The sequence below is a fragment of the Hymenobacter aranciens genome (genome assembly GCF_030580865.1).
Classification (GTDB): domain Bacteria; phylum Bacteroidota; class Bacteroidia; order Cytophagales; family Hymenobacteraceae; genus Hymenobacter; species Hymenobacter aranciens.
The window spans coordinates 175,377-196,248 of record NZ_JAUQSY010000008.1; the positions used below are offsets into that span (position 1 = coordinate 175,377).

At 60.4% G+C, this 20,872-nt stretch carries 18 protein-coding genes; 10 read left to right on the forward strand and 8 right to left on the reverse strand.

What is annotated here, in order from left to right; all coding sequences use genetic code 11:
• Nucleotides 1-10: 10 nt before the first annotated feature.
• Nucleotides 11-568, forward strand: coding sequence for a hypothetical protein (locus tag Q5H93_RS13470; RefSeq protein WP_305007068.1), 558 nt, complete (start codon nucleotides 11-13; stop codon nucleotides 566-568).
• Nucleotides 569-687: 119 nt separating this feature from the next.
• Here Q5H93_RS13470 and Q5H93_RS13475 read toward each other — a convergent pair whose 3' ends face one another.
• Nucleotides 688-1,374 carry an alpha/beta fold hydrolase gene (locus Q5H93_RS13475; protein WP_305007069.1) on the reverse strand — a complete coding sequence of 229 codons (687 nt, stop codon included), beginning with the start codon at nucleotides 1,372-1,374 and terminating at the stop codon, nucleotides 688-690.
• Nucleotides 1,375-1,384: 10 nt separating this feature from the next.
• Complete coding sequence (locus tag Q5H93_RS13480) at nucleotides 1,385-2,776, reverse strand: UDP-N-acetylmuramate--L-alanine ligase (protein ID WP_305007070.1); 1,392 nt, start codon at nucleotides 2,774-2,776, stop codon at nucleotides 1,385-1,387.
• A gap of 345 nt (nucleotides 2,777-3,121) precedes the next feature.
• Between Q5H93_RS13480 and dnaB the strand changes: the two genes are divergently transcribed.
• Together dnaB and Q5H93_RS13490 are read left to right on the forward strand one after the other, a co-directional pair.
• Nucleotides 3,122-5,782, forward strand: a complete 2,661-nt coding sequence (gene dnaB, locus Q5H93_RS13485; RefSeq protein ID WP_305007071.1) for a replicative DNA helicase — start codon at nucleotides 3,122-3,124, stop codon at nucleotides 5,780-5,782.
• A gap of 110 nt (nucleotides 5,783-5,892) precedes the next feature.
• Nucleotides 5,893-6,666, forward strand: coding sequence for a sulfite exporter TauE/SafE family protein (locus Q5H93_RS13490; RefSeq protein ID WP_305007072.1), 774 nt, complete (start codon nucleotides 5,893-5,895; stop codon nucleotides 6,664-6,666).
• Between the two features lie 5 nt (nucleotides 6,667-6,671).
• Here the strand turns inward: Q5H93_RS13490 and Q5H93_RS13495 are convergent, their stop codons facing one another.
• From Q5H93_RS13495 to Q5H93_RS13510, 4 genes are all read right to left on the reverse strand, one after another.
• Entirely contained in the window at nucleotides 6,672-7,916 is a 1,245-nt protein-coding gene (locus tag Q5H93_RS13495; protein ID WP_305007073.1) for a PepSY-associated TM helix domain-containing protein, read from the reverse strand.
• A gap of 107 nt (nucleotides 7,917-8,023) precedes the next feature.
• A complete protein-coding gene (locus Q5H93_RS13500; RefSeq protein ID WP_305007074.1) occupies nucleotides 8,024-10,561 on the reverse strand; it encodes a TonB-dependent receptor in 2,538 nt (845 codons plus the stop codon).
• A 228-nt stretch (nucleotides 10,562-10,789) separates the two neighbouring features.
• Entirely contained in the window at nucleotides 10,790-11,836 is a 1,047-nt protein-coding gene (locus tag Q5H93_RS13505) for an LLM class flavin-dependent oxidoreductase (protein WP_305007075.1), read from the reverse strand.
• Between the two features lie 149 nt (nucleotides 11,837-11,985).
• Nucleotides 11,986-12,963: a helix-turn-helix transcriptional regulator gene (locus Q5H93_RS13510; protein ID WP_305007076.1), complete on the reverse strand. Its 978-nt coding sequence runs from the start codon at nucleotides 12,961-12,963 to the stop codon at nucleotides 11,986-11,988.
• A gap of 254 nt (nucleotides 12,964-13,217) precedes the next feature.
• On the opposite strand from Q5H93_RS13510, the gene Q5H93_RS13515 reads away from it, so the two are divergent.
• Together Q5H93_RS13515 and Q5H93_RS13520 are read left to right on the forward strand one after the other, a co-directional pair.
• Nucleotides 13,218-13,442 (forward strand): hypothetical protein, encoded by a 225-nt coding sequence (locus Q5H93_RS13515; RefSeq protein WP_305007077.1) that lies wholly within the window; start codon nucleotides 13,218-13,220, stop codon nucleotides 13,440-13,442.
• A gap of 47 nt (nucleotides 13,443-13,489) precedes the next feature.
• Nucleotides 13,490-14,149, forward strand: a complete 660-nt coding sequence (locus tag Q5H93_RS13520; RefSeq protein ID WP_305007078.1) for a head GIN domain-containing protein — start codon at nucleotides 13,490-13,492, stop codon at nucleotides 14,147-14,149.
• A 10-nt stretch (nucleotides 14,150-14,159) separates the two neighbouring features.
• On the opposite strand, the gene Q5H93_RS13525 is transcribed toward Q5H93_RS13520, so the two are convergent.
• Both Q5H93_RS13525 and Q5H93_RS13530 read right to left on the reverse strand, forming a co-directional pair.
• Complete coding sequence (locus Q5H93_RS13525; protein WP_305007079.1) at nucleotides 14,160-15,164, reverse strand: bile acid:sodium symporter family protein; 1,005 nt, start codon at nucleotides 15,162-15,164, stop codon at nucleotides 14,160-14,162.
• A 147-nt stretch (nucleotides 15,165-15,311) separates the two neighbouring features.
• Complete coding sequence (locus tag Q5H93_RS13530; protein WP_305007080.1) at nucleotides 15,312-15,806, reverse strand: DUF4890 domain-containing protein; 495 nt, start codon at nucleotides 15,804-15,806, stop codon at nucleotides 15,312-15,314.
• 191 nt (nucleotides 15,807-15,997) lie between these two features.
• Here Q5H93_RS13530 and Q5H93_RS13535 point away from each other — a divergent pair, with 191 nt between their 5' ends.
• The 5 genes from Q5H93_RS13535 (at nucleotide 15,998) to Q5H93_RS13555 (ending at nucleotide 20,868) form a co-directional block, all read left to right on the forward strand.
• Nucleotides 15,998-17,035: an SDR family NAD(P)-dependent oxidoreductase gene (locus Q5H93_RS13535; protein ID WP_305007081.1), complete on the forward strand. Its 1,038-nt coding sequence runs from the start codon at nucleotides 15,998-16,000 to the stop codon at nucleotides 17,033-17,035.
• Between the two features lie 24 nt (nucleotides 17,036-17,059).
• Nucleotides 17,060-17,578 carry a hypothetical protein gene (locus Q5H93_RS13540; protein ID WP_305007082.1) on the forward strand — a complete coding sequence of 173 codons (519 nt, stop codon included), beginning with the start codon at nucleotides 17,060-17,062 and terminating at the stop codon, nucleotides 17,576-17,578.
• A gap of 7 nt (nucleotides 17,579-17,585) precedes the next feature.
• Nucleotides 17,586-18,068: a DinB family protein gene (locus Q5H93_RS13545; RefSeq protein ID WP_305007083.1), complete on the forward strand. Its 483-nt coding sequence runs from the start codon at nucleotides 17,586-17,588 to the stop codon at nucleotides 18,066-18,068.
• 57 nt (nucleotides 18,069-18,125) lie between these two features.
• Nucleotides 18,126-18,893, forward strand: coding sequence for a prolipoprotein diacylglyceryl transferase (locus Q5H93_RS13550; protein WP_305007084.1), 768 nt, complete (start codon nucleotides 18,126-18,128; stop codon nucleotides 18,891-18,893).
• Between the two features lie 568 nt (nucleotides 18,894-19,461).
• Complete coding sequence (locus Q5H93_RS13555) at nucleotides 19,462-20,868, forward strand: radical SAM protein (RefSeq protein ID WP_305007085.1); 1,407 nt, start codon at nucleotides 19,462-19,464, stop codon at nucleotides 20,866-20,868.
• The last annotated feature ends 4 nt before the right edge of the window (nucleotides 20,869-20,872 follow it).

Consider the following 20,872-nt stretch of genomic DNA (forward strand, 5'->3'; position numbering starts at 1 on the left):
CACCAAAAAAATGAGCTTCCTTCCCCGTCTGCTTGGCATTGGCTTGCTCAGCGTGCTGTTGACGCTGCTGCTGATGAGCTGCGAAACCTCGAAGCCCAACGCGGGTGAGTTTGGCAGCCCCACGAAAATCAAAGGCGACGTGGCTCCGGCCCCCGAAACCCGCGTGGTAGCGCAGGTAACCGACAGCGCCACTGTCTTCAAGATGCCGCAGGCGCAGCTGGCAGCCGCCTTTATTCGTCACTTCAACGATGGCACCGTCATTGACAAAATCCTGGTGCGCAAAGCGCCGGGCGTCGACAAGGAAGCGGGCACCTATTTTCTCGTGGGCATGGGCCTGCGCAACGGCATGTTCCGGGCCATTGCCCTGCCGCTCAATAGCTCCGGCGACAATACTTACTACCTCAGCCCTACCGCCGAAAGCTACGTCATCAGTGGCATAGGCTGCAGCACCTGCTTCTTTAATTTCGAAAACGGGCGCATTGTAGGCACTACCTGCGGTGAGAATACCGGCGGCGGCCACTGCGACCTGAAAGTAACCGACCACACCGATATTTTTGCCTCCCGATGAGCCGCACCAGTAAATGGCTCCTGCGCCTGTCGCTCACCGCCCTGGCCGTGCTGCTGACTACCGACCGCCGCCCGAAACCTACTGTAATAAAAAAGCCCGCCGAGTAGCGGGCTTTTTTATTACAGCACGCGCTGCAAATACTCGCGTAGTTCCCCAGTCCGCACCTGCTCTAAGGCATGTGGCGTAGTTGCCAGCAGCGCAAACGTAGCGTTGGGCAATTGCCGCGCAAATTCCTCCGAAGCTGCTGGCCCCGCCGTCTGGTCGGCATCGCCCACCAATACCTGAATGGGCAGCCTCGTAGCCGCCAGCTGGGTCACCGAAACGGGCGCCGTTTGCCCCAATTGCCGCAACATTACCGCCGTGGCTTCTACCACCTTCGCCCAGGGCGTAGGTGCGTGAAACTGCGCCAACCGCTCCACAAAAGCCGGGATTTTCGCCGCCATTTTTTCCGGCACCAGAAACCGGGTTTCGGCCTCGGCCGAAGCTGGGTTCCAGTCGAATTTTGTGCCTAACGTGGTAATGGAGGCAAACAGCTCGGGCGTTTCCTGCGCCGCCAGCAGAGCCGCGTAGCCGCCCATGCTGTAGCCCAGCACGTGCACCGGGCCCACATTTAGTGCGGCAATAAACTCTTTTACCTGCTTGGCAAAATGCGCCATAGCAAAATCTTCTGCCACCAGCGGCTGCCCGCCGTGCCCGGCAAAATCCATCGTGTGCACAGTGGCCAGGTCGGCCAGGTTTTCGGCCAGCGGCTGGAGTTGCCGGGCGGTGCCCAGCGCCCCGTGAAGGAGCAGGAGGTGCGGTTTCATCGGGTGTGGCTTAAGCGGTGATTTCGGCAGCCAGACCAGTCAAATCCAGCCCGTCAAAGGTGCCGGACGACATCAGCAGCAGGTTGGCGTTATCCCATTGCTGGCCGCGCAGGAAGGCGGCCAACTCGGCGCTGTCGGTGATGACTTTCAGGTCGGGGCGCTGGAAGGCTTCGGCCACGGTGGCGGCGGCCAGCGGCGGCAGGCGCTTGTGTTCCAGCACGTGGGGGTTGAAATACACCACCGCCACATCGGGCGCATCAAAGCAGTGCGCGTACTGCGGCAGAAACGCGGGGTTGAGCGAGCTGAAGGTGTGCAGCTCCAGGCAGGCCACCAGCCGGCGTTGCGGAAACTGCTGTTTCAGGGCGTTGGTCGTGGCTTTGAGCTTGGAGGGCGCGTGGGCAAAATCCTTGTACACTACCGAAGTGGCGCCCTCCTGCACCAGCTCCAGCCGCCGGGCGGCGCCGGGGAAAGAGGCCACGGCGCGGAAGAAATCCTTGCCTTTGATGCCCAACTGCTTGCAGACTTCTTTGGCGGCCGAGATGTTGCGCAGGTTGTGCGCGCCAAACACCTGGATGGCCACTTCCTCGTCCTTCTTGTTCAGCAGAAAGGTTTTACCGTTGCGAATGACGTGCTCGTGTGGCCCGTAACCGATGTAGGTCACGTCGGGGTTGGTGGGCACGGCAATGAGTTGGGTTTGCTCGTCGTCGCGGTCGTAGATGAGCACGCCGGCCTTGGGCGTCATGTCGGCGAAAATGCGGAATTGCTCGCGGTAGATTTCCTCGGTCGGGAAGACGTTGATGTGGTCCCAGCTGATGCCGGAAATAACGCCGATGTGGTGCTGGTAGAGGTGGAATTTGGGCCGCCTATCGACCGGCGACGACAGGTATTCGTCGCCCTCAATGATGATGATGGGCGCGTCGTCGGTCAGCTGCACCATCAAATCAAAGCCCGCCAGCTGTGCTCCCACGGCGTAGTCAAACTTGCGCCCGTGGAAGCGCAAAACGTGCAATATCAACGCTGTAATGCTGGTTTTACCGTGCGAGCCGCCGATGACGATGCGCTGCTTGTCGCGGCTAGCCTCGTAGATGTATTCGGGGAAGGAATACACTTTCAGCCCCAGCTCCTGAGCGCGGAGCAGTTCGGGGTTATCGGGGCGGGCGTGCATGCCCACAATCACGGCCGCGAGGCCAGCGTGAATGTTTTCCGGAAACCAGCCTTCCTGCGCAGGCAGCAGCCCGGCAGCAGCCAGCCGCGAGCGGGCGGGCTCAAAAATCTCGTCGTCGGAGCCCGTGACGCGGGTGCCGCGCTGGTGCAGCGCCAGCGCCAGGTTGTGCATGATGCTGCCTCCCACGGCAATAAGGTGAATGGCTTCGGGAACGGCGGGCTGAGAAACGGATGACACGGAGCGAATGACGAAAGAAAAGCGGTTTTTTCAGAAGAGCAACCGCAGAATTTTAAGACGGTTTTTCCAGGTAAATGACGCAGAAAATTTCTCTTCAATGCCAAAAAACAAGAAACCAGACCCGAAGGAAGGCGCAAGCCAAACCAGCGACCGGAAATTGAAAATACCGGGCTGCGAAAGTACAAAACCCCGGCCGCCGCCGGGCCCGACGCGGCCCAAGAAAGCCGCCCGGGCCGCATTTTTTTCCATCCTTTCGGGGTTAGCTTTGTTATTCGGTTTGTCGCCTCCATTTGGAACGGCAGCCCATCGCCCTCCTGCTTTCTACTATAATTATTTCACTATCAGATGCTAGACAAAATGGACGACCGGGTAAAACAAGCGGGGGCCCGCGCCAAAGCTGCCTGGGGCTCCCGGGGGGCCAATGGCCTGGTGCTATCCAACGCCAGCGCCACTGGCAAGCTGCCGCCGCAGGCGCCCGAGCTGGAAATGGCCGTGCTCGGCGCGCTCATGCTGGAGAAAGACGCCCTGACTTCGGTCATCGACCTGCTCAAGCCCGATTCGTTCTACAAAGCCTCGCATAAGCTTATCTACGAGGCCATTATTCACCTCTTCGATAAGTCGGAGCCCATCGACCAGCTCACCGTGGTGCAGGAGCTGCGCGAGATGGGCGCGCTGGAGGCGGCGGGCGGCCCCTTCTACGTGGCCAACCTGACGCTGAAGGTGAACTCGGCCGCCAACGTGGAATACCACGCCCGCATCGTGACCGAGTCGGCCATCAAGCGCGCCATGATTACGGTGGCCAACGATGTACTGCGCGACGCCTACGAAGACACCACCGACGTATTTAACCTTCTTGATACCACCGAGGCAGCGCTGTTTGAAGTTTCAGAATCGAACATCCGCAAGAACTTCGACGACATGCGCTCCTTGATGGGCAAGGCCATCAAGGAGCTGGAAGAAAAGAAAAACCAGAAGGATGGCTTGACGGGCGTGCCGTCCGGCTTCACCGCTCTGGACCGCGTTACCAGCGGCTGGCAACCTTCTGACCTTGTGATTATTGCTGCCCGGCCCGGCATGGGAAAATGCCTAGGCAAAGGCACGCTGGTACTGATGTACAACGGCGACCTGCGCAAGGTAGAGGACGTGTTGCCCGGCGACCTGCTGATGGGCGACGACTCGACCCCGCGCCGGGTGAAAAGTATTGCCCGCGGCCGCGAAAACATGTATTGGGTGCGGCAGAACAAGGGCGACGATTACCGCGTGAATGAGAGCCACATCCTGTCGCTGAAACGCTCGCGCAATGAAGGTCCGCACCACCATGGCGATGTGCTGAACATCACCGTGAAGGACTGGCTAGCAAAAGGGCCGAAATTCCGCTCCAATTACAAGGGCTATAAAGTACCCGTGGAATTTGCGGTTGAGGAGCTTCCTATCGACCCGTATTTTCTGGGCGTATGGCTGGGCGATGGCGCCAGCAGCAACTGCCGCATCACGGGCCAGGACCAGGAAATCATTGACTATCTGCATGAATATGCCGCTGAGCTGGGTATGCAGGTGACTGTGGGCGTGGTGGAAAACCGTTGCAATAGCTATGGCATCACGCGCGGGCGGCAGGGCGGCAACATTGCCGAATACTCGTTGCAGGACGAATTGCGGCAGCTGGGTGTGCTCGATAACAAGCACATTCCCCGCGCCTACGCCATCAACTCGACCGAGAACCGCCTGCGCCTGCTGGCAGGCCTGATTGACAGCGACGGCCACCTCAACGTGGTGAGCAACGGCTACGAAATCACGCAGAAGAACGAGAAGCTGGCCCGCCAGATTAAGTTTATCTGCGACTCGCTGGGCTTCCGCACGTCGCTGACTAAAAAGCGGGCGGTGATTTCCAAAATTGGCTACGAAAGCGAGGTATGGCGCGTGCGCTTCTATGGTGATATTGACCGCATTCCGGTGCGCGTGGCCCGCAAAAAGGCGAATACCTGGGCTAGCAAAGTGAACTGGCGCCAAACCGGCATTTCGGTCGAATTTGATAAAGAAGACGATTATTACGGCTTCGAGATTGACGGTAACCGCCTGTTTCTGCTGCAGGATATGACGGTGACGCACAACACGGCGTTCGTAGTATCGGCTATGCGCAACGCGGCCGTCGAGCACAAGCGGGCCGTGGCCATCTTCTCGCTCGAGATGTCGTCGCTGCAGCTCGTGAATCGTCTGATTTCGGCCGAGGCGGAACTGGATTCGGAGAAAATCAAAAAGGGCAGCCTAGCGGATTACGAGTGGCAGCAGCTCAACCACAAGATTACCGACCTTTCGGCCGCGCCCATCTACATTGATGACACGCCGGGCCTGAGTATCCGAGAGTTGCGCACCAAGTGCCGCCGCCTGCGCTCGCAGAAGGACGTGCAGATGATTATCATTGACTACTTGCAGCTAATGAGCGGCAACACCGACGGCCGGGGCGGCAACCGCGAACAGGAAATTGCCAGTATCTCGCGGGCCCTCAAGGGTATTGCCAAGGAGCTGAATGTGCCCGTGCTGGCCCTGTCGCAGCTCTCGCGCTCGGTAGAGACGCGCGGCGGCGAGAAACGCCCGCAGCTGAGTGACCTTCGCGAATCGGGCTCCATCGAGCAGGATGCCGACATGGTAATCTTCCTCTATCGGCCGGAGTACTACGGCCTCGACCAGGACGCCGAAGGCAACTCGACGCAGGGCGTGGGCGAAGTCATCATCGCCAAGCACCGGAACGGCTCGCTGGAAACAGTGCAGCTCAAGTTTATCGGCAAGTACACCAAGTTTGGCGACCTAGAAGGCAGCGGAGGCTTTGACGGCGGCTTTGGAGGCGGCAGCTACACGCCGGGCGCCCTGCCCAGCAGCAGTTTCGACGACGAGCCGGGCGCGGGCGGCGGCTTTGCACCGAACACGATACGCCTGGGTTCCAAGATTAACGAGTCGCCGGTGCCGTTCCCGAAGGGCAACATCAGCAAATTCGAGGAGCCGCCATTTTAAGTAAAAAACCGCCTGTCATGCTGAACGCAGTGAAGCATCTTTTCACGTCAGAACGACCCGTTAGACGTGAGAAGATGCTTCACTGTGTTCAGCATGACAGTTCTTTTTGGATGACAGCCTCCCTTCTACTACTTGCCCTGTTCGCCTTCCTGGCCGGCTTTATCGATGCCATGGTGGGCGGGGGCGGCTTAATTCAGCTGCCGGCGATGCTGGTGCTGCTGCCGGGCGTACCCGTGGCCACGGTACTGGGCACCGGCAAGTTATCAAGCATTGCGGGTACCGCCGCGGCACTGCGCCGCTACCTGAGCGGGCCTACGGCCGTGCCCCTGCGCTGGCGCAGCGTCGGGCTGATGGCCGTGGCAGCGGGGGCTTTTGCCCTGCTGGGCGCCCGTGCCGTGAGCGGGCTGAACAAGGAGCTAGTGAAGCCGCTGGTGCTGGCGTTGCTGGTGCTGATGGCCATTTATACCCTCTGGCGCAAGGATTTCGGCAGCCTGCACGCCCCGCGGCTGCACGGCCGGCGCGAGCTGCTGGCTGGCTTGCTGCTGGGCGCGGCATTGGGGTTTTACGACGGCTTTTTCGGGCCGGGCATGGGCAGCCTGCTGCTGTTTGCCTTCGTGGGCGTATTTGGCTACGACTTCATTGCCGCCTCGGCTTCGGCCAAGCTGGTGAACGTGGCTACCAACCTGGTGGGCCTGGCCTATTTCGTGGCTACCGACCAGGTGCTCTACCACGTAGCCCTGCCAATGGCGGTATGCAACGTACTGGGCTCTACGCTGGGGGCGCGCATGGCCCTGCGGCGCGGCACCGGCTTCGTGCGGGTGCTGTTTCTGGTGATTGTGGGGGCGTTTATCCTCAAGCTGGGCTGGGAAACGTTTAGCCAGTAAGTGGCTTATGCCGGCTGCAGGGCCGGCTGTTTCTTGCGGCTTTTGCGGGTGCGGTTGAGCCACATGACGGTGCCGGTGATGGGGAACGTGGCCCCCAGCAGGCTCACTACCAACGCCAGCACCTTTGAGGGCAGGCCGAAAATGGCGCCCGTGTGAATAGGTTTGTAGAGGCCGCGCACACGCTGGGCCAGGTTGCGCCCGGTGTAGGGCTGCTGGCTAATAATGCGGCCCGAATACTGGTCGAGGTACACTTCGTCGGTCGCATTGTCGGTGAGGGCACCAGCCGGCAGCATGGCCACCCGGATGCTGCCGGTGGGCTCTTTGGGCAGCTGCAGGCTGTAGTATTGAGCCTGCGGGGCCTGCTGCCGCGCCCAGGCTAGCAGCGCATCGGGGCTGAAGGCCAGAGCAGCACTGCCGATAGGAGTTGAGGTAGGCGGCTCGGGCCGCTTCAGCGGTGTGCCCGTGACGGCACCCAGCACTTTATTGGCCCAATCGAAGGACATGCCTACGCCCGTCAGCGCCATAATCAGCAGAAATACCGCCGTATAGAAACCCAGCACGATGTGAAAATCGTGGTTGAGGCGCTTCCAGCTGCTGCCCCACTTGATGCGCAGGCGCGGCGTGAGGGCCTTGCGCGTGGCCGGCCACCACAGCACCAGCCCGGTCGTCAGAATCACCACGAATATGAGCGAGTTAATGCCCATCACCAGCTTGCCCGTGGGGCCAGCTACCAGGCCGCGGTGCAGCTGCTCCACGGTGTGAAAAAAGTTGTCGCGCGGATTAAGCTCGCCGGTGATAGCGGCCGTGTATGGATTCACAAACAGGCGCGGGCCGGCGTCACCTTTGCCGCCCTTACCCTTGCCTTTGCCGGGGCCTTCGGGGCCAGCGGCCCGCTCAAGCCGCTCGCCGCGGGGGCTTTCGGCAGTTGGGCGGCCCCGGCCCGCGCCGCCCTTACCTCCAAGGCCACCGGCGAGGCTGATTTCCACGGTACGGGTGGGGTCGGCGTACACTTTCAGGCCGCCGATTTTGGCCTTGGGCTTGGCGGCCTGCACAGCGGCGACCAGCTGCGCCAGCGGCAGCGGCGCAGTAGTGGCGGGCGCCACGAAGTAGCGCTCGGCATGCCAGCTTTGCTCGATTTCCTTTTCAAACGCCAGAATACAGCCCGTCAGGCACACAAAAACCAGTACCAAGCCGGTGGCCAGGCCCAGCCAGAGGTGAATAGTGCGAATAGTGGCTTTGAGCGGAGTCATCGGGGTTTATGAATGAAGGTTAGTTGACAGCCCGGTTAAACAACCAATTGCACCGCTCGCCAGCGCTGAAAGGCCGGCAAACGGTGCAATTAATTTACAAGCAAAGATTACAGCTTATAGCTGAGCGTGGCCGAGAAGTTGCGCGGTGCAATGGGGTTCACGCTGTTGTCGTCGTGCAGGTTGTAGCTCAGCTCGTCGAGGATGTTAGCCAGCTTCACGCGGACCGAAAACCGGTTGTAGGCGTAGCCCAGCGAGGCATCGAAGAGGAAATAATCGGGGATGCTGATGAGGCGGAAGGTATCGGTGAAGGGCAGGCCGGTGCTGGCGTCGACCTGGCGGGTGTTGCGGCCGGCCAGCTTGTCGCCCACGTAGTAGCCCGTCACGCCGGCCGAGAGGCCGCGCAGGAAGGTGCTGCTACCGAAGGCCTGCCCGAAGCTGTAGAACGCGCTAAGGTTAGCGGTGTGAGCGGGGTTGTAGCGCAGGCGGCTGCCGGTTTCGTAGAGGTTGCTTTTGGTGTAGGACGTGTGGTTGTAGCTGTAGCCGGCAATCAGCGACCAGCCCTGTAGGGGCTTGCTTTGCACATCCACTTCCACGCCTTTGCTGGTCACCTCGCCGGCCAGCTCCTGGGCGGTGGGGTTGTTTTTATTCCAGGCGGGGTTTTCCACGCCGGCGCCGAGAAACTGCTGGATAGTCTGGGCCTGGTTGCTGTTCACGATGCGGTAGGCCGTCACGTTGGCCGACAGCGCGCCCTTGAACAGGTCGTTTTTGATGCCTACTTCGTACTGGTCGATGAGCGACGGCGCCAGCGGCGCGCCATCCGGGCTGATGCCGGTGTTAGGCGTGAAGGAGTTGGAGTAGGAAGCGAAGACCGAGCTGGTTTTGATGGGCTGGTACACCAGGCCCAGGCGCGGCGAGAAAGCATTGTCGTAGCGGCGGTTTTCCCGCACCGTCACGGCCGACGACGTGGCCGTCAGGCTGGGGTAGGTGTACACGTCGCTGGGGGTTTCCTGGTAGCTCCAGCGCAGGCCGGCCAGCACTTTCACGTGCTCGCCGAGGCTGATGAGGTCCTGCACGTAGAAGCCGGCGCGGCGGGTGTTGCCCTGCGTGCGGGTGTTGTAGCGCAGCTGGTCGAAGCTGGTCACGGGCTTGGCCGGGGCGCCCAGCATCCGGCTACGGTCCAGCACGTTGATGGAATCGTAGGGCTGGGCAATGTAGGTCAGGGCGTTGGTGGCATACTGGTCAGCATCGGCCCCCAGCAGCACCGTGTGGCCCAGGAAGCCCGTGCGGAAGGTGCCCGTCAGGTCGGCCTGGGCGAAGAAGTAGTTTTCGGCCGTTTCCGTGCGGTTGAGGCTGCGGAGCATGTTACCGTAGAGGGCGGCTTTGGGCGTGGGCGCCACGTAGCTAGGCGTGCCCGCAGTGCCGCGCGCCGGACGGAAGCCGTTGTTGATGCCCACGGGGCGCGAGCCGCTGCGCAGCTCATTATCATAGCGCTGGAAGCCGCCCACTGTCCGGATTTGCCAGGCCTCGCTCAGGCGGCTGGTGATAGTGGCGGTGGCGCTGGTTTGCTGGGTGGCATTGGTGGCGCCGGGCACATTCAGGAAGCGGCTGCGCGACTCCAGAATGTTGTAGTCGATGGCGCCGATGCCGAAATCCGGCGTACGGTTGTCGCGCAGGTAGTCGCCCTCCAGCACCAGCTCCGTTTTGGGGGTGAGGCGGAAAAGCAGCGAGGGGTTGACGTACACGCGGTTAGACTTCACTTCGTCGCGGTAGCTGTCGCTGCGCTCGTAGGTGCCGTTCAGGCGGAAGGCCACTTTGCTGCTCTGGCCCACGGCGCCGTACACGTCAAACGTCGGCTTCACGAAGCCGAAGCTGCCTGCGCGCAGCCCCACCGAGCCGCCGCGCTCAAAAAGCGGCTTCTTGGTTACTAGGTTCAGCACGCCGCCGGCGGCTACGTTGCCGTAGAGGATGGCGGCGCTGCCCTTCAGCACTTCCATGCGCTCGAGCGAGCTTACCTCGGGCATTACGCCGTTATTGAAGCGTACGCCGTTTTTGAAGGTGTTGTTGGAGCCGTAGGCGAAGCCGCGGCTGCCCAGCTCTTCCTGGGTGCCGCCGGTGGTGCTGGTCACGTACAGGCCGGCCACGTTGGTCAGCACGTCGCTCAGGCGCAGGGCCTGCTGCTGCTCCAGCACCTCGCGCTCCACCGTCACCACGCTCTGCGGCAGGTCGAGCGGGGCCACGGGCAGCTTGCCGATGGTGGCGGGGCGCTGGTTGAGGCTTTTGTTGCCCATCACAGTCACTTCCGTCAGCTGCTGCTCGCCTTTGGCCAGCGCGATGGGTGGCAGCGTGGCCACGCGGCCGGGCTTCACTTCCACAGTTAACTCCTGGGGCACACAGCCCAGGCAGCTGATGGTGAGCACCTGCCAGCCAGCAGGCGCGCTCAGGCGGAAGCTGCCATCGGCGGCCGGGCTGGTGCCCAGCTGCGTCCCTTTCACCAGAATGGATACGTGGCTGGCATCCTCGCCTCCCGTCAGCTGCACCCGGCCTTCCACGGTGCCCATGGCGGCCGCACCGCGTTGGTGGCCTTCGTGAGCAGCATGGTGCTGCGCCAGGCCTACGGTAGGCAACAGGCTGCTGGAAAGAAGCAAAGAGAGGAAAATTGGGCGCATCGGCTATTTAGAACAATTCAAAACTACCGCAAAGGTCTACCTTATTTAGAAGCTGTACAAACAAATTTTTTGTTTGCTATCAATTTGCTTTAGCCAGCCGGCCGCTTTCCTTCATTAATAAACTGTCTATCACACAAAAAGCCCTCAACACGACGTTAAGGGCTTTTGATTAAGGCCAGATTACTCCAGCTCATAACGGGTAGCAGGTCAGCTTTCGCTAAGTGCCGGCGCGGCCTCTCCTACCGCTTGGGGCAACGCAAAAGCTTCCGCCAATAACTCATACGAGCGCAGCCGGTCCTGAAAATCAGCCGTGATGGTAACCACCACAATCTCATCAACATCATAATCGGCCGCCAGCTTCGTGAGCTGCTTACGCACCTGCTCGGGGGTGCCGCTCACCACGCGGTTGCGGTTGCGGGCCAGGTGAATTTCGTCCTCAGGCGTGAACTGGTAAGCGGCCACTTCTTCGGCGCTGGGATACGTCAGCCGCTCGCCTTTGCCAAAGCGCAGGAGCTGCAAATCGGTAGCGGCGCGCAGCTGGCGGGCTTTTTCCTCGGTGTCGGCACAGAGCACGAAAATGGCCAGATTGGCCTCAGGCTCCGGCAGTTCGGCGGAGGGGCGAAAACGCTGGCGGTACTGCGCCACGGCGGCCGGGCCACCGTTGGGGTTGATGAACTGGGCGAAGGAAAATGCGGCGCCGAGATGGGCGGCAAACAGGCCGCTCTGGCCGCTGGAGCTCAGCAGCCACAGGGCAGGCACGGTGGCAGCCTGCGGAATGGCCATCACCCGCTCATGGATGGTTTCGGGCACCCGGTCGTCGCGCAGATAGGCCTGCAGGTCCATGAGCTGCTCGGCAAACTCTTTGTCTTCGAATTTATTGTGTGGGTTGAGGGCGTAGGCAGTAAGCCGGTCGCCGCCGGGGGCGCGGCCCAAACCCAGGTCGATGCGGCCGGGGAAAAGGGTTTCGAGCAGGCGAAAGTTTTCGGCCACTTTCAGGGCCGAGTAGTGCGGCAGCATCACGCCGCCCGAGCCCAGGCGGATGCGCTGGGTATGGTTGCCGAGGTGAGCAATAAGCACTTCGGGCGCCGAACCGGCCAGGGTATGGGTGTTGTGGTGCTCGCTCACCCAGAAGCGGTGGTAGCCGAGACGGTCGGCCAGCTGGGCCAGGGCGGTGGTTTCGAGCAGGGCCTGGCGGGCGGTGGCGCCGGGGCGGATGGGCGACTGGTCGAGAACGGAAAGGCGGAGAGTGGACATGCTACACGGATGTAAGATGTCTAAAACCTTGATTCCGCTGCTAAGTTTGAACGAGGTAGAGACGCAATAGTTGAAGTCTCGTCGTGCGCGCCGTTAGTTAAATAAGCAAAGGGGTTTCGTTCAACGACGAGACTCCAACTATTGCGTCTCTACCGCAGCTGCGTCGGGCTCACGCCAAACTTTTTCTTAAACGCCGTGCTGAAATGCTGCACCGACGAATACCCTAGCTCAAAAGCCAGCTCGCTGGCCGTTTTCCGGCGTTCCAGCAGCTGGGCTTTGGCATCGGCGAGGCGGTAGTCGCTGAGGTAGCCGAAAACGGTTTGGCCAAATAACTCCTTGAAGCCGGCCTTGAGCTTGAATTCATTGAGCCCCGCCACGCGGGCCAGCTCGGGCAGGCTAGGCGGCAGGGCCAGGTGCTGAATGAGATAGTCGCGGGCAAAGAGCAGCCGCTCGCGGTCGTAGTCGCTGCGAACGTGGCGGCGCGGCCCCTGCGCCTGCTCGAAGGCCTCGGCCTGCAGCACCAGGATTTCGAGGGCTTTGGAGTAGAGAAACAGCTTCTTGAGCGGCCCCACGAAGCGGCAGCCCAGCACCTCGCGGATGGCTGTGTGCAAGGCCAGCCCCAGCGACAGACTTTGCTCGCTCAGCAGCCGCTGCTGGCCCGCCAGCACGGCCTCGCAGAAGCGGCGGAGTGGCTCATTGGCCTGCTGGGCCAGGGCCAGAAAAGCGGGTTTGGTGAATTGCAGGATGAAGGTTTCTTCTTCCAACTCTTCGCTACGAATCAAGCCCTCGAAGCCATTGGCGTACCACAGGTTATGCTGGTAGCTGGCTAGCTGGGCGGTGAAACCGGCGCGGTGGTTTTCGATGGTAGTGCGGCCGCGCAGGTTGAAATGCAGGTGCACTACGTCGAGGTCGGTGTGCCACTCGGCGGCGAAGGGCTGGCGGTAGTGCCAGCGGGCGTAGGCCATGCGGATGCCCTCGAAGTACCAGTGCGCCAGGTGGCCGCGGCCGGTGGGCAGGTCCACGTCGCGGGTCTGCTCCACCAGTTCGGCACTATGGAAGTCGTTGGCAACGTAGCCGTTCTGATGCAGCAGCTGCCGGGTATCGTGGTGGCGGACTTCCAGGGGCATGGCAAGGAAGGGTTGAGGAATGGCCGCCGGTTAGCCAACCGCCGAGGTGAGAAGCAGCACAAAGGTGCGGCCGGCGCCCCGGCCGTTGCTTACGGCAAACGGAGTGGCGTTTACATTAAACGGATTTTCTGCGGCCACCACCCTGCCGGGCGCCAATTCTGTACATCTGACTCCGGTAAATATAACCGGCTGGCCGCCGCTCTACCGGAATTTTGCAGCGTCATTGGCTTTCTCACCAGCCGGGCCCGCTGCTTATGTCCGAAGTCGAAGTTTTCCAGACCAACGTACCTGACCACCGCACCGCCGCCGAGCTGTTGCGCCAGTTGCAGACGCAGTTTCCGGCTTGTCGCATCAATTTTGACCTCGACGACTGCGACCGGATTCTGCGCGTGCAAAGCCCCGCCGGGCCACCCGATGCGCCCGCCGTAGCGGCCGTTCTACAAGCCAATGGTTACGCCTGCACTATCCTTCCCGATTAATTATTTCGCTCTATAAAATGCTTTCTTTCAAACAACTTCGTCAGCTTATGCAAATTCAGGGCAGCGGCATCCTGGCGGTGCGCACGCAGCTCGTTAGCTCGTTTACCCGCCTTCACCTGAGCGTGCACGGCCACGTCGAATTAGTCCAGGGCGATGAGGAGAAGGTCGTTGTCGAAGCCGACGACAACCTGCTCGAGCACGTGGGTGTGACTAACGCCGGCCGCACGCTCTACGTTACCACTGAGGACAAGCTGCGCCGCCCCGCTTACACGCAGCTCCGTATCACAGTGTACCTGCGCCAGATTGACCACCTTGACGTGGCCAGCCAGGGCACCGTGCGTTGCGCCAACGCCCTGCTGGCCGCCGACAGTCTGACGGTAAAAATTGCCGCCCACGGCGACACCGACCTCACCCTGGAAACCCCCAAACTACTCGTCAAAGCCGCCGCCCACGGCAACATTATCCTGCGCGGCCGGGCCACCGAGGCCACGCTCCGTACCGCTTCGCACGGCGACCTTGATGCCAGCGAATTGGTCGCCGGGCACCTTAATATCCGCAACGCGGCGCACGGCAACATTCGGCTTTACGCTACCGATACTATTGCCATTCAGCACGTCGGTCACGGGTACGTGCATTATGCCGGCCCGGCACGCCTGACCGATGTGGGTGCACACGGGCAGGGCGAGGTACGGCACGTTGTTAATTAATAATTATTAATTAATTTTTCCGACCCAGATACTGCGCCATGCTGCTGGCCAGGATGATTTGCAGGGCGTGATACAGCATCAGCGGTAGCAGCAGCACGCCGGTAGCCGCCGTGCTGGGAAAGAGCAGACTGGCCATCACGCTGCCATGCACCAGCGACTTTTTGGAGCCGCAAAACACGGCCACGATATTATCGGGGCGGGAGAAATTCAGCAGCCTTCCAGCACTCCATATCAGCCCGAAAACCAGCAGGTATAGCCCTACCATGCCCGCGCCTAGCTTCACGATGTCGGCCACGGCGTAGCTGCGAAAAATGCCTTCCTCGAACGACTCGCAAAAGGCCGTAAAGACGATGAGCAGAATCGTAAGCTGGTCAAAGATGCGCAGGCCAGCGCGGTGCCGGTCTACCACGGCCCCGAGGCGACTGTTGAGCAGCAGCCCCGCTCCTACCGGCAGCACCACCTGCCACAGCAGCTGCGTAGCCAGGCCCCAGAGTTGGCTGCCGCCGGTGCCGGTATTCAGAAAAATACTGGTGAGCAAGGGCGTGAGGGCAATACCCAACAGACTGGAAATGCTGGCATTGAAAATAGCCGCCGGCAGATTGCCGCCCGCAATGCTCACCATCACTACCGACGTAGAAACCGTGCTGGGCAGCGCGCAAAGGAAGAAAATGCTCTGCCAGAGCAAGGCATCTTCGGGTGAATGAAACAGCGGCCGCACCAGCAATGCCAGCGCCGGAAACAGCGCAAAGGTGCTCAGCTGCACCACCAAATGCAGCTTCCAGTTGCGTAAACCCGCTCGCAGCTCCGCAAATTTTAATTTCAGGCCATAGAAGAAAAACACCAGCGCCACGCCCACTGTGGTGATTATTTTCCAGGAAACGGGGCTGGTTTTGCTGCCCAGGCCGGGCAGGAAATACGCCAGTACCACCACCCCAACGAGGCCCAGCAGGAACCAATCGAGCCCGGCGCGGGCGAGTAGAGCAGCGAGGCGGTTGGGCGGAGCAGGCTGATTCATAGGCTAATTGGGAGAATAACAGAAAATCAACTGGTGGCTAAGTATGCAATAAAAGTCAGTCGCATTGGCAGATGTTCGGCTCAATGGCTAAAAAGAAAACCTCCGCACGGTGGTACGGAGGCTTCTAAAGAATAGATAAAAGCGGGGCTACTGGTCGCCGCCCATACCGGGGGGCGGAGTGCCCTGCGGGGCTGCCGAGCTGGGCACGCCCATTTTCTCTTCGCGCTTGCGCTGGTATTTATCGAACTGGGCGGGCGCCAGCACGTCTTTCAACTGCGAGAGGCGCGAGGCGCTGATGTCGTCGATACGGACCATCATTTTGCGGGGCTCGGCGCGGTACTTGAAGCGGGTGTTTTCGACCAGCTCCACGCTACGGCGGTTGATAACGCGTACTTTCTCGGTTTGCTGCGGCGTGAGGGCCAGGTTTTTCTGCATATTGGCCGTCAGGGCATTGGCGCGGGCGTCAATCTGCTCGTCGGTGGGCGGCGAGGTAGCCGGTGGGGCCGATGTCTTGGTTTTGACGGTAGGCGCATCGGCGGGTTTCACCTTGGTTTTAATGGTGGTTTGCGGCTGGGCGAAGGCGGCCGGCGCGGCCACGGCGGTGGCCAAAGTCAGGAGCGGCAGCAGCAACAGGGTTTTCATGGGGCAACAGTAATAGGAAAAACGGGCAGAATGCACGGGGTAAATATCGGGCCAAAAATCGGCCTTGCCCAACTGAACGCCGCAGATTTACCATTTCGTGCCCGGCCGGGGCAACAAAATCCGGCCATTCCAGGCTGACGCGTAACCTTTAGGCGCGGCTTTCCATACAACTACGCATTATCCGACCCGCTATGAACTCTGCGAAGCGTACTAACTGGCTGATTGCCGCCGGACTGGGGGCCGCCGCCCTCGCCGCCACCCTCTGGACCAACCGCCGCGGCTCTTATAGCCTGGCCGGGCAGGTCGTGCTCATCACCGGCGGCTCGCGCGGCCTGGGCCTAGTACTAGCCCGGCAGGCCGCCGCCGAAGGCGCCCGCGTGGCTCTCTGCGCCCGCGATGCCGACGATTTGGAGCGCGCCCGCCAGGACCTTATAGCTGAGGGCACGCCTGAAAACCACATTTTTACCCTCAGCCACGACATCACCGATGCCGTAGCCGTGCGCCTGATGGTGGCCGAGGTCGAAAACAAGTTTGGCCCCGTGGACGTGCTGGTGAACAATGCCGGCATCATCACCGCCGGACCGCTGGATAACATGGACTTGCGCGACTTCGAAGACTCGATGGCCACGCACTTCTGGGCGCCGCTGCACGCCATGCAGGCCGTGCTGCCGGCCATGCGCCGCCGGGGTTCGGGGCGCATCATCAACATCTCGTCGCTAGGCGGTAAGGTGGCGGTGCCACACATGGCGCCCTACAGTGCCAGCAAGTTCGCCCTCACGGGTTTATCCGAAGGGTTTCGGTCCGAGCTCAAGCAGCATGGCATTTACGTTACCACCGTGTGCCCCGGGCTGATGCGCACCGGCAGCCCCGGCCACGCCCTCGTGAAAGGCCAGCACGAAAAGGAATACGCCTGGTTCATTATCGCCGATTCGCTGCCCGGCCTCACCATCAGCGCTGAGGACGCTGCCCGCCAAATCTGGAACGCCTGCCGCCGCGGCGATGGCGAAATTATTCTTTCGCTGCCGGCAAAGCTGTTGGCTGCTTTGCATGGCATCCTGCCCGGCACCACCACCGACATTCTGGGGTGGGTGAACCGCGCCCTGCCCGCCACCGGCGAAAGCCCCGCCGCCAACACCCGCCGTCTGGGCTCCGAAAGCGAGTCGAAAATCACCCAGTCGCCACTCACCGCCCTCACTCGCAAAGCGGCGCGGGAAAACAACGAGGTCTAACTTCGCCCTTCCGAACTGCTGACTATGAACAAAATCATCCTCCTGCTTGCCCTGCTCCTGGCCGGCGCCCCTGCCTGGGCCTGTAGCTGCATCACCGAAGACATCCCCGAAGCGCACAAAATCACCAAAAGCTTTCAGCGGGCCACACTGGTGTTTGTGGGGCGGGTATTAAAGGCTGAAAACGTGGCAGCCGCCCCGCAGGATGCCGCAGCGATGCCAGTGGCGAAGGTCCGTTACACGTTCGCCATTACGCGGCTTTACAAAGGCGAGAAAGTAGATTCGACCATCGTGCTCGAAACCCCTGCGCAGTCCGCCACTTGCGGCGTGAGCTTCATCGTTGGCTCTGAGCATCTGCTCTATGCCAACACTACCAGCCCGGCGACGGGCGCAGTTGGCAAGAGCCAGCCGCATTACGCCATTAGCCTCTGCGACCGGCATCAGGCCCTGCGCGATGTGAAATCCAGCGAGTTGCGACAATTGAAACAAATGGCCTATAAGGCCTCCGGCGAGCATCGGTTCACGTGGTTTGAGTTGGGTGACTAAGTAGCTTATGCTCGACATTCTCAAAGCCCAATACGCCATGGTTCAAAGCGCCCGCATCGCGCTGCTGAACTACTGCGCTACCGTATCGGAGGCTGATTTTGTGAAGCCGCTCCCGGAATTTGTGGACAAAAGCATGCGTGACCTGCTACTGCATGTCGCCAACACCTACCGCAGCTGGCTGGGCCGCATTGCCCAGGGCCAGCCCTACCCGCTGCACGAGCCCGATGCAGTGCCCGACGTAGCCACGCTACGCGAGCTGTTTCAGGAAATTGATGGGCTGGTAGCTTCTTTCTGCGCCGCCATCGACGAGGACGACTGGCAGCTAGCTGAGGATATAACCGTGGCCAGCCTCGACCGGCCCCTGCGCCTGACGCCGCTGGAGCTGTTCATGCATATCATCACCCACGAGTTTCACCATAAGGGCCAAGTGCTGACCATGAGCCGGCAACTGGGCTATACGCCGGTTGATACCGACGTTATTCGGTTTTGAGTGAAGTTTTTGCGCCGTACAACGGGATAGATTCGCCGCCGCGGCGCATCTTTGTCCATGCACTTCCCCGTTGAGCTGACGCTGGGGCAGGCCCGGCTGCCGATTCATCTGGTATGCGAGGTGCTGGCCTACACGCTCGGTTACCGCCTCTACACCTACCTGCGCGCCCGGCGCCCCGACCGCATCAGCAGCACGCAGCGGCAATGGATTTTTGTGGGCGCCGCCGCCGGAGCGCTGCTCGGTTCGCGCCTGCTGGGCCTGCTCGAACACCCCGCCGAGCTGCTGCACCCGCCCGGCGGCTGGCTCTATTACTTCACCAACAAGACGATAGTGGGCGGCTTCCTGGGCGGCCTAGTGGGCGTGGAGCTCACCAAGAAGCTGTTGGGCGTGACGGCCTCCAGCGGCGACCTGATGGTGTTTCCCATCCTGCTGGGCCTGAGCATCGGCCGGCTCGGCTGCTTCTTCAGCGGCCTCAGCGATGGCACTTTCGGCACGCCCACCTCCCTCCCCTGGGGCATCGATTTTGGCGATGGCATCCCCCGGCATCCCACCAATCTGTACGAAATCCTGTGGCTGGGCGTAATAGCCCTATTGCTCTGGCTGCTGGAACGCCACCGGTCGCTTCCCGACGGGCGGCGCTTCCAGCTGTTTTTGAGCGGCTACCTACTGTTTCGGCTGCTTGTGGAATTTATAAAGCCGGCGCCCGCCGTGGTGCTGGGCCTCACGGCTATTCAGTGGGCTTGCATGGCGGGGCTGGGGTATTATATTTGGCTGTGGAGCCAAAATACCGTAGTGCATCAAGCTAACATAACCTCAAAAGAATAGCAGCAACATTTCTGCAATAATTAGCAAGATGACTTCAACGATAGTTTTCATAGCAGTAGGCCTTCTGCTCTACTTTCTAAATAATGCCAGTAGAGCCCCGGTAGTTGCGCTAGAAGAAGGAAAATACAATCTCCGAATGAGCAAAGCGTACCAATTAGTGGGGCTTCTTGGTATCGCTGTAAGTGTAGCCGTCTTAGCCATGCCAGTTATTGCAAACGAGTACTCACCCGAAATTTTTGTCGTGACTGGCGGTTTATTTATAGCTATTGCAGGTGCCTAAGCAGCCTGTTTTCTTTGGCATAAAAATCACCACTTATACTTTGATGAAACAGTATTATGTTCGACAGACTGGCTTGGCAAAGAACAATTAATCAGTTGGAACAATGTGCGCGATGTACGCTCCAATCAATTTTTGGGGATGGTTGAAATACTCGACAGAAACGACAACATGGTAAAGGCTCATCAACACCTAGTTGGGTTTTTAACTTTGATGAAAGAGCTACAATTACAAAAAAAGAAACATGGTTTTGATATTAAATGAAACTAGCAGAATCTAATAAGTAAACCCATGCCCGAACGCCCTTACACCTATTACGATTTCACCCTCAGCCTCTGCCCGCAGTGCCTGCGCCGCATCGAGGCCAAAATCGTCTTTGAAGACGGGGCGGTGTACATGCTTAAGCGCTGCCCGGAGCACGGGCGGCAGCGGGTGCGTATTGCCACCGACATTGAGTATTACAAGAGCATCCGCAACTACGTGAAACCCAGCGAGACGCCCCGGCGCTTCAACATGGCCACGCACTACGGCTGCCCCTACGACTGCGGCCTCTGCACCGACCACGAGCAGCACTCCTGCCTCACGGTGGTGGAGGTCACGGACCGCTGCAACCTTACCTGCCCCACCTGCTACGCCGAAAGCAGCCCCACCCACGGCCGCCACCGCACGCTGGAAGAAATCGAGGCGATGGTGGATTTGGTAGTGGCCAACGAAGGCGAGCCCGACGTAATACAAATCTCGGGCGGCGAGCCCACGCTGCACCCGCAGTTCTGGGAAATCCTGGACATGTGCAAGCGCAAGCCCATCAAGCATTTGATGGTGAATACCAACGGCGTGCGCTTGGCGAAGGATGAGGCGTTTGTAGCGCGGCTGGCCACGTATGTCGGAGCGTTTGAGGTGTACCTGCAATTCGACTCATTCCGCGAGGAAGTGCTGCTGCAGATGCGCGGGCGCGACCTGCGCGACGTGCGCCTCAAAGCCCTGGAGCACCTCAATAAATACAACCTCAGCACCACGCTGGTAGTGACGCTGCAAAAGGGCCTGAACGATGACGAAATGGGCGACATCATTGACTTCGCCCTCAAGCAGCGCTGCGTGCGTGGCGTCACGTTTCAGCCCACGCAGGCCGCCGGACGGCTCGACAATTTCAACCCCGAAACCGACTCGTTTACGCTCACCGAAGTGCGGCAGGGAATAATTGACCAGAGCCCCGTTTTCACGGCCGAGGATTTATTACCGGTGCCCTGCAACCCCGACGCGCTGGCCATGGCCTACGCCCTGAAACTGGAGGGCGAAGTCTTCCCCCTCACTCGCTACGTGGACCCGGCCGATTTGCTCACCAACGCCGGCAATACCATTGTGTATGAGCGCGACCCGCGCCTGCGCCAGCACATGCTCAAGCTCTTTAGCACCGCCAATACCGTGGATACGGTGGTGCCGGAAATAAATCAGCTGCTGTGCTGCCTGCCCCAGGTTTCGGCGCCCAATCTAAGCTACGAGAATTTATTTCGGATAATTATTCTGCAGTTCATGGACCCGTGGAATTTCGACGTGCGGGCGGTGAAGAAATCCTGCGTGCACATCGTGAGCAAGGATTTGAAAATAATTCCGTTTGAAACGATGAACATCTTTTACCGCGACCCCGAAAAAGTGGCGCGCCTGGAAGAATTACGTGCCGAACGCACGGGAATTATTTAGCGTA

Coding starts and splice junctions, on each gene's coding strand:
- Q5H93_RS13470 (WP_305007068.1), top strand. CDS start 11: ATGAGCTTCCTTCCCCGTCTGCTTGGCATTGGCTTGCTCAGCGTGCTG.
- Q5H93_RS13475 (WP_305007069.1), bottom strand. CDS start 1,374: ATGAAACCGCACCTCCTGCTCCTTCACGGGGCGCTGGGCACCGCCCGG.
- dnaB (WP_305007071.1), top strand. CDS start 3,122: ATGCTAGACAAAATGGACGACCGGGTAAAACAAGCGGGGGCCCGCGCC.
- Q5H93_RS13490 (WP_305007072.1), top strand. CDS start 5,893: ATGACAGCCTCCCTTCTACTACTTGCCCTGTTCGCCTTCCTGGCCGGC.
- Q5H93_RS13495 (WP_305007073.1), bottom strand. CDS start 7,916: ATGACTCCGCTCAAAGCCACTATTCGCACTATTCACCTCTGGCTGGGC.
- Q5H93_RS13505 (WP_305007075.1), bottom strand. CDS start 11,836: ATGTCCACTCTCCGCCTTTCCGTTCTCGACCAGTCGCCCATCCGCCCC.
- Q5H93_RS13510 (WP_305007076.1), bottom strand. CDS start 12,963: ATGCCCCTGGAAGTCCGCCACCACGATACCCGGCAGCTGCTGCATCAG.
- Q5H93_RS13515 (WP_305007077.1), top strand. CDS start 13,218: ATGTCCGAAGTCGAAGTTTTCCAGACCAACGTACCTGACCACCGCACC.
- Q5H93_RS13520 (WP_305007078.1), top strand. CDS start 13,490: ATGCAAATTCAGGGCAGCGGCATCCTGGCGGTGCGCACGCAGCTCGTT.
- Q5H93_RS13525 (WP_305007079.1), bottom strand. CDS start 15,164: ATGAATCAGCCTGCTCCGCCCAACCGCCTCGCTGCTCTACTCGCCCGC.
- Q5H93_RS13530 (WP_305007080.1), bottom strand. CDS start 15,806: ATGAAAACCCTGTTGCTGCTGCCGCTCCTGACTTTGGCCACCGCCGTG.
- Q5H93_RS13535 (WP_305007081.1), top strand. CDS start 15,998: ATGAACTCTGCGAAGCGTACTAACTGGCTGATTGCCGCCGGACTGGGG.
- Q5H93_RS13540 (WP_305007082.1), top strand. CDS start 17,060: ATGAACAAAATCATCCTCCTGCTTGCCCTGCTCCTGGCCGGCGCCCCT.
- Q5H93_RS13545 (WP_305007083.1), top strand. CDS start 17,586: ATGCTCGACATTCTCAAAGCCCAATACGCCATGGTTCAAAGCGCCCGC.
- Q5H93_RS13550 (WP_305007084.1), top strand. CDS start 18,126: ATGCACTTCCCCGTTGAGCTGACGCTGGGGCAGGCCCGGCTGCCGATT.
- Q5H93_RS13555 (WP_305007085.1), top strand. CDS start 19,462: ATGCCCGAACGCCCTTACACCTATTACGATTTCACCCTCAGCCTCTGC.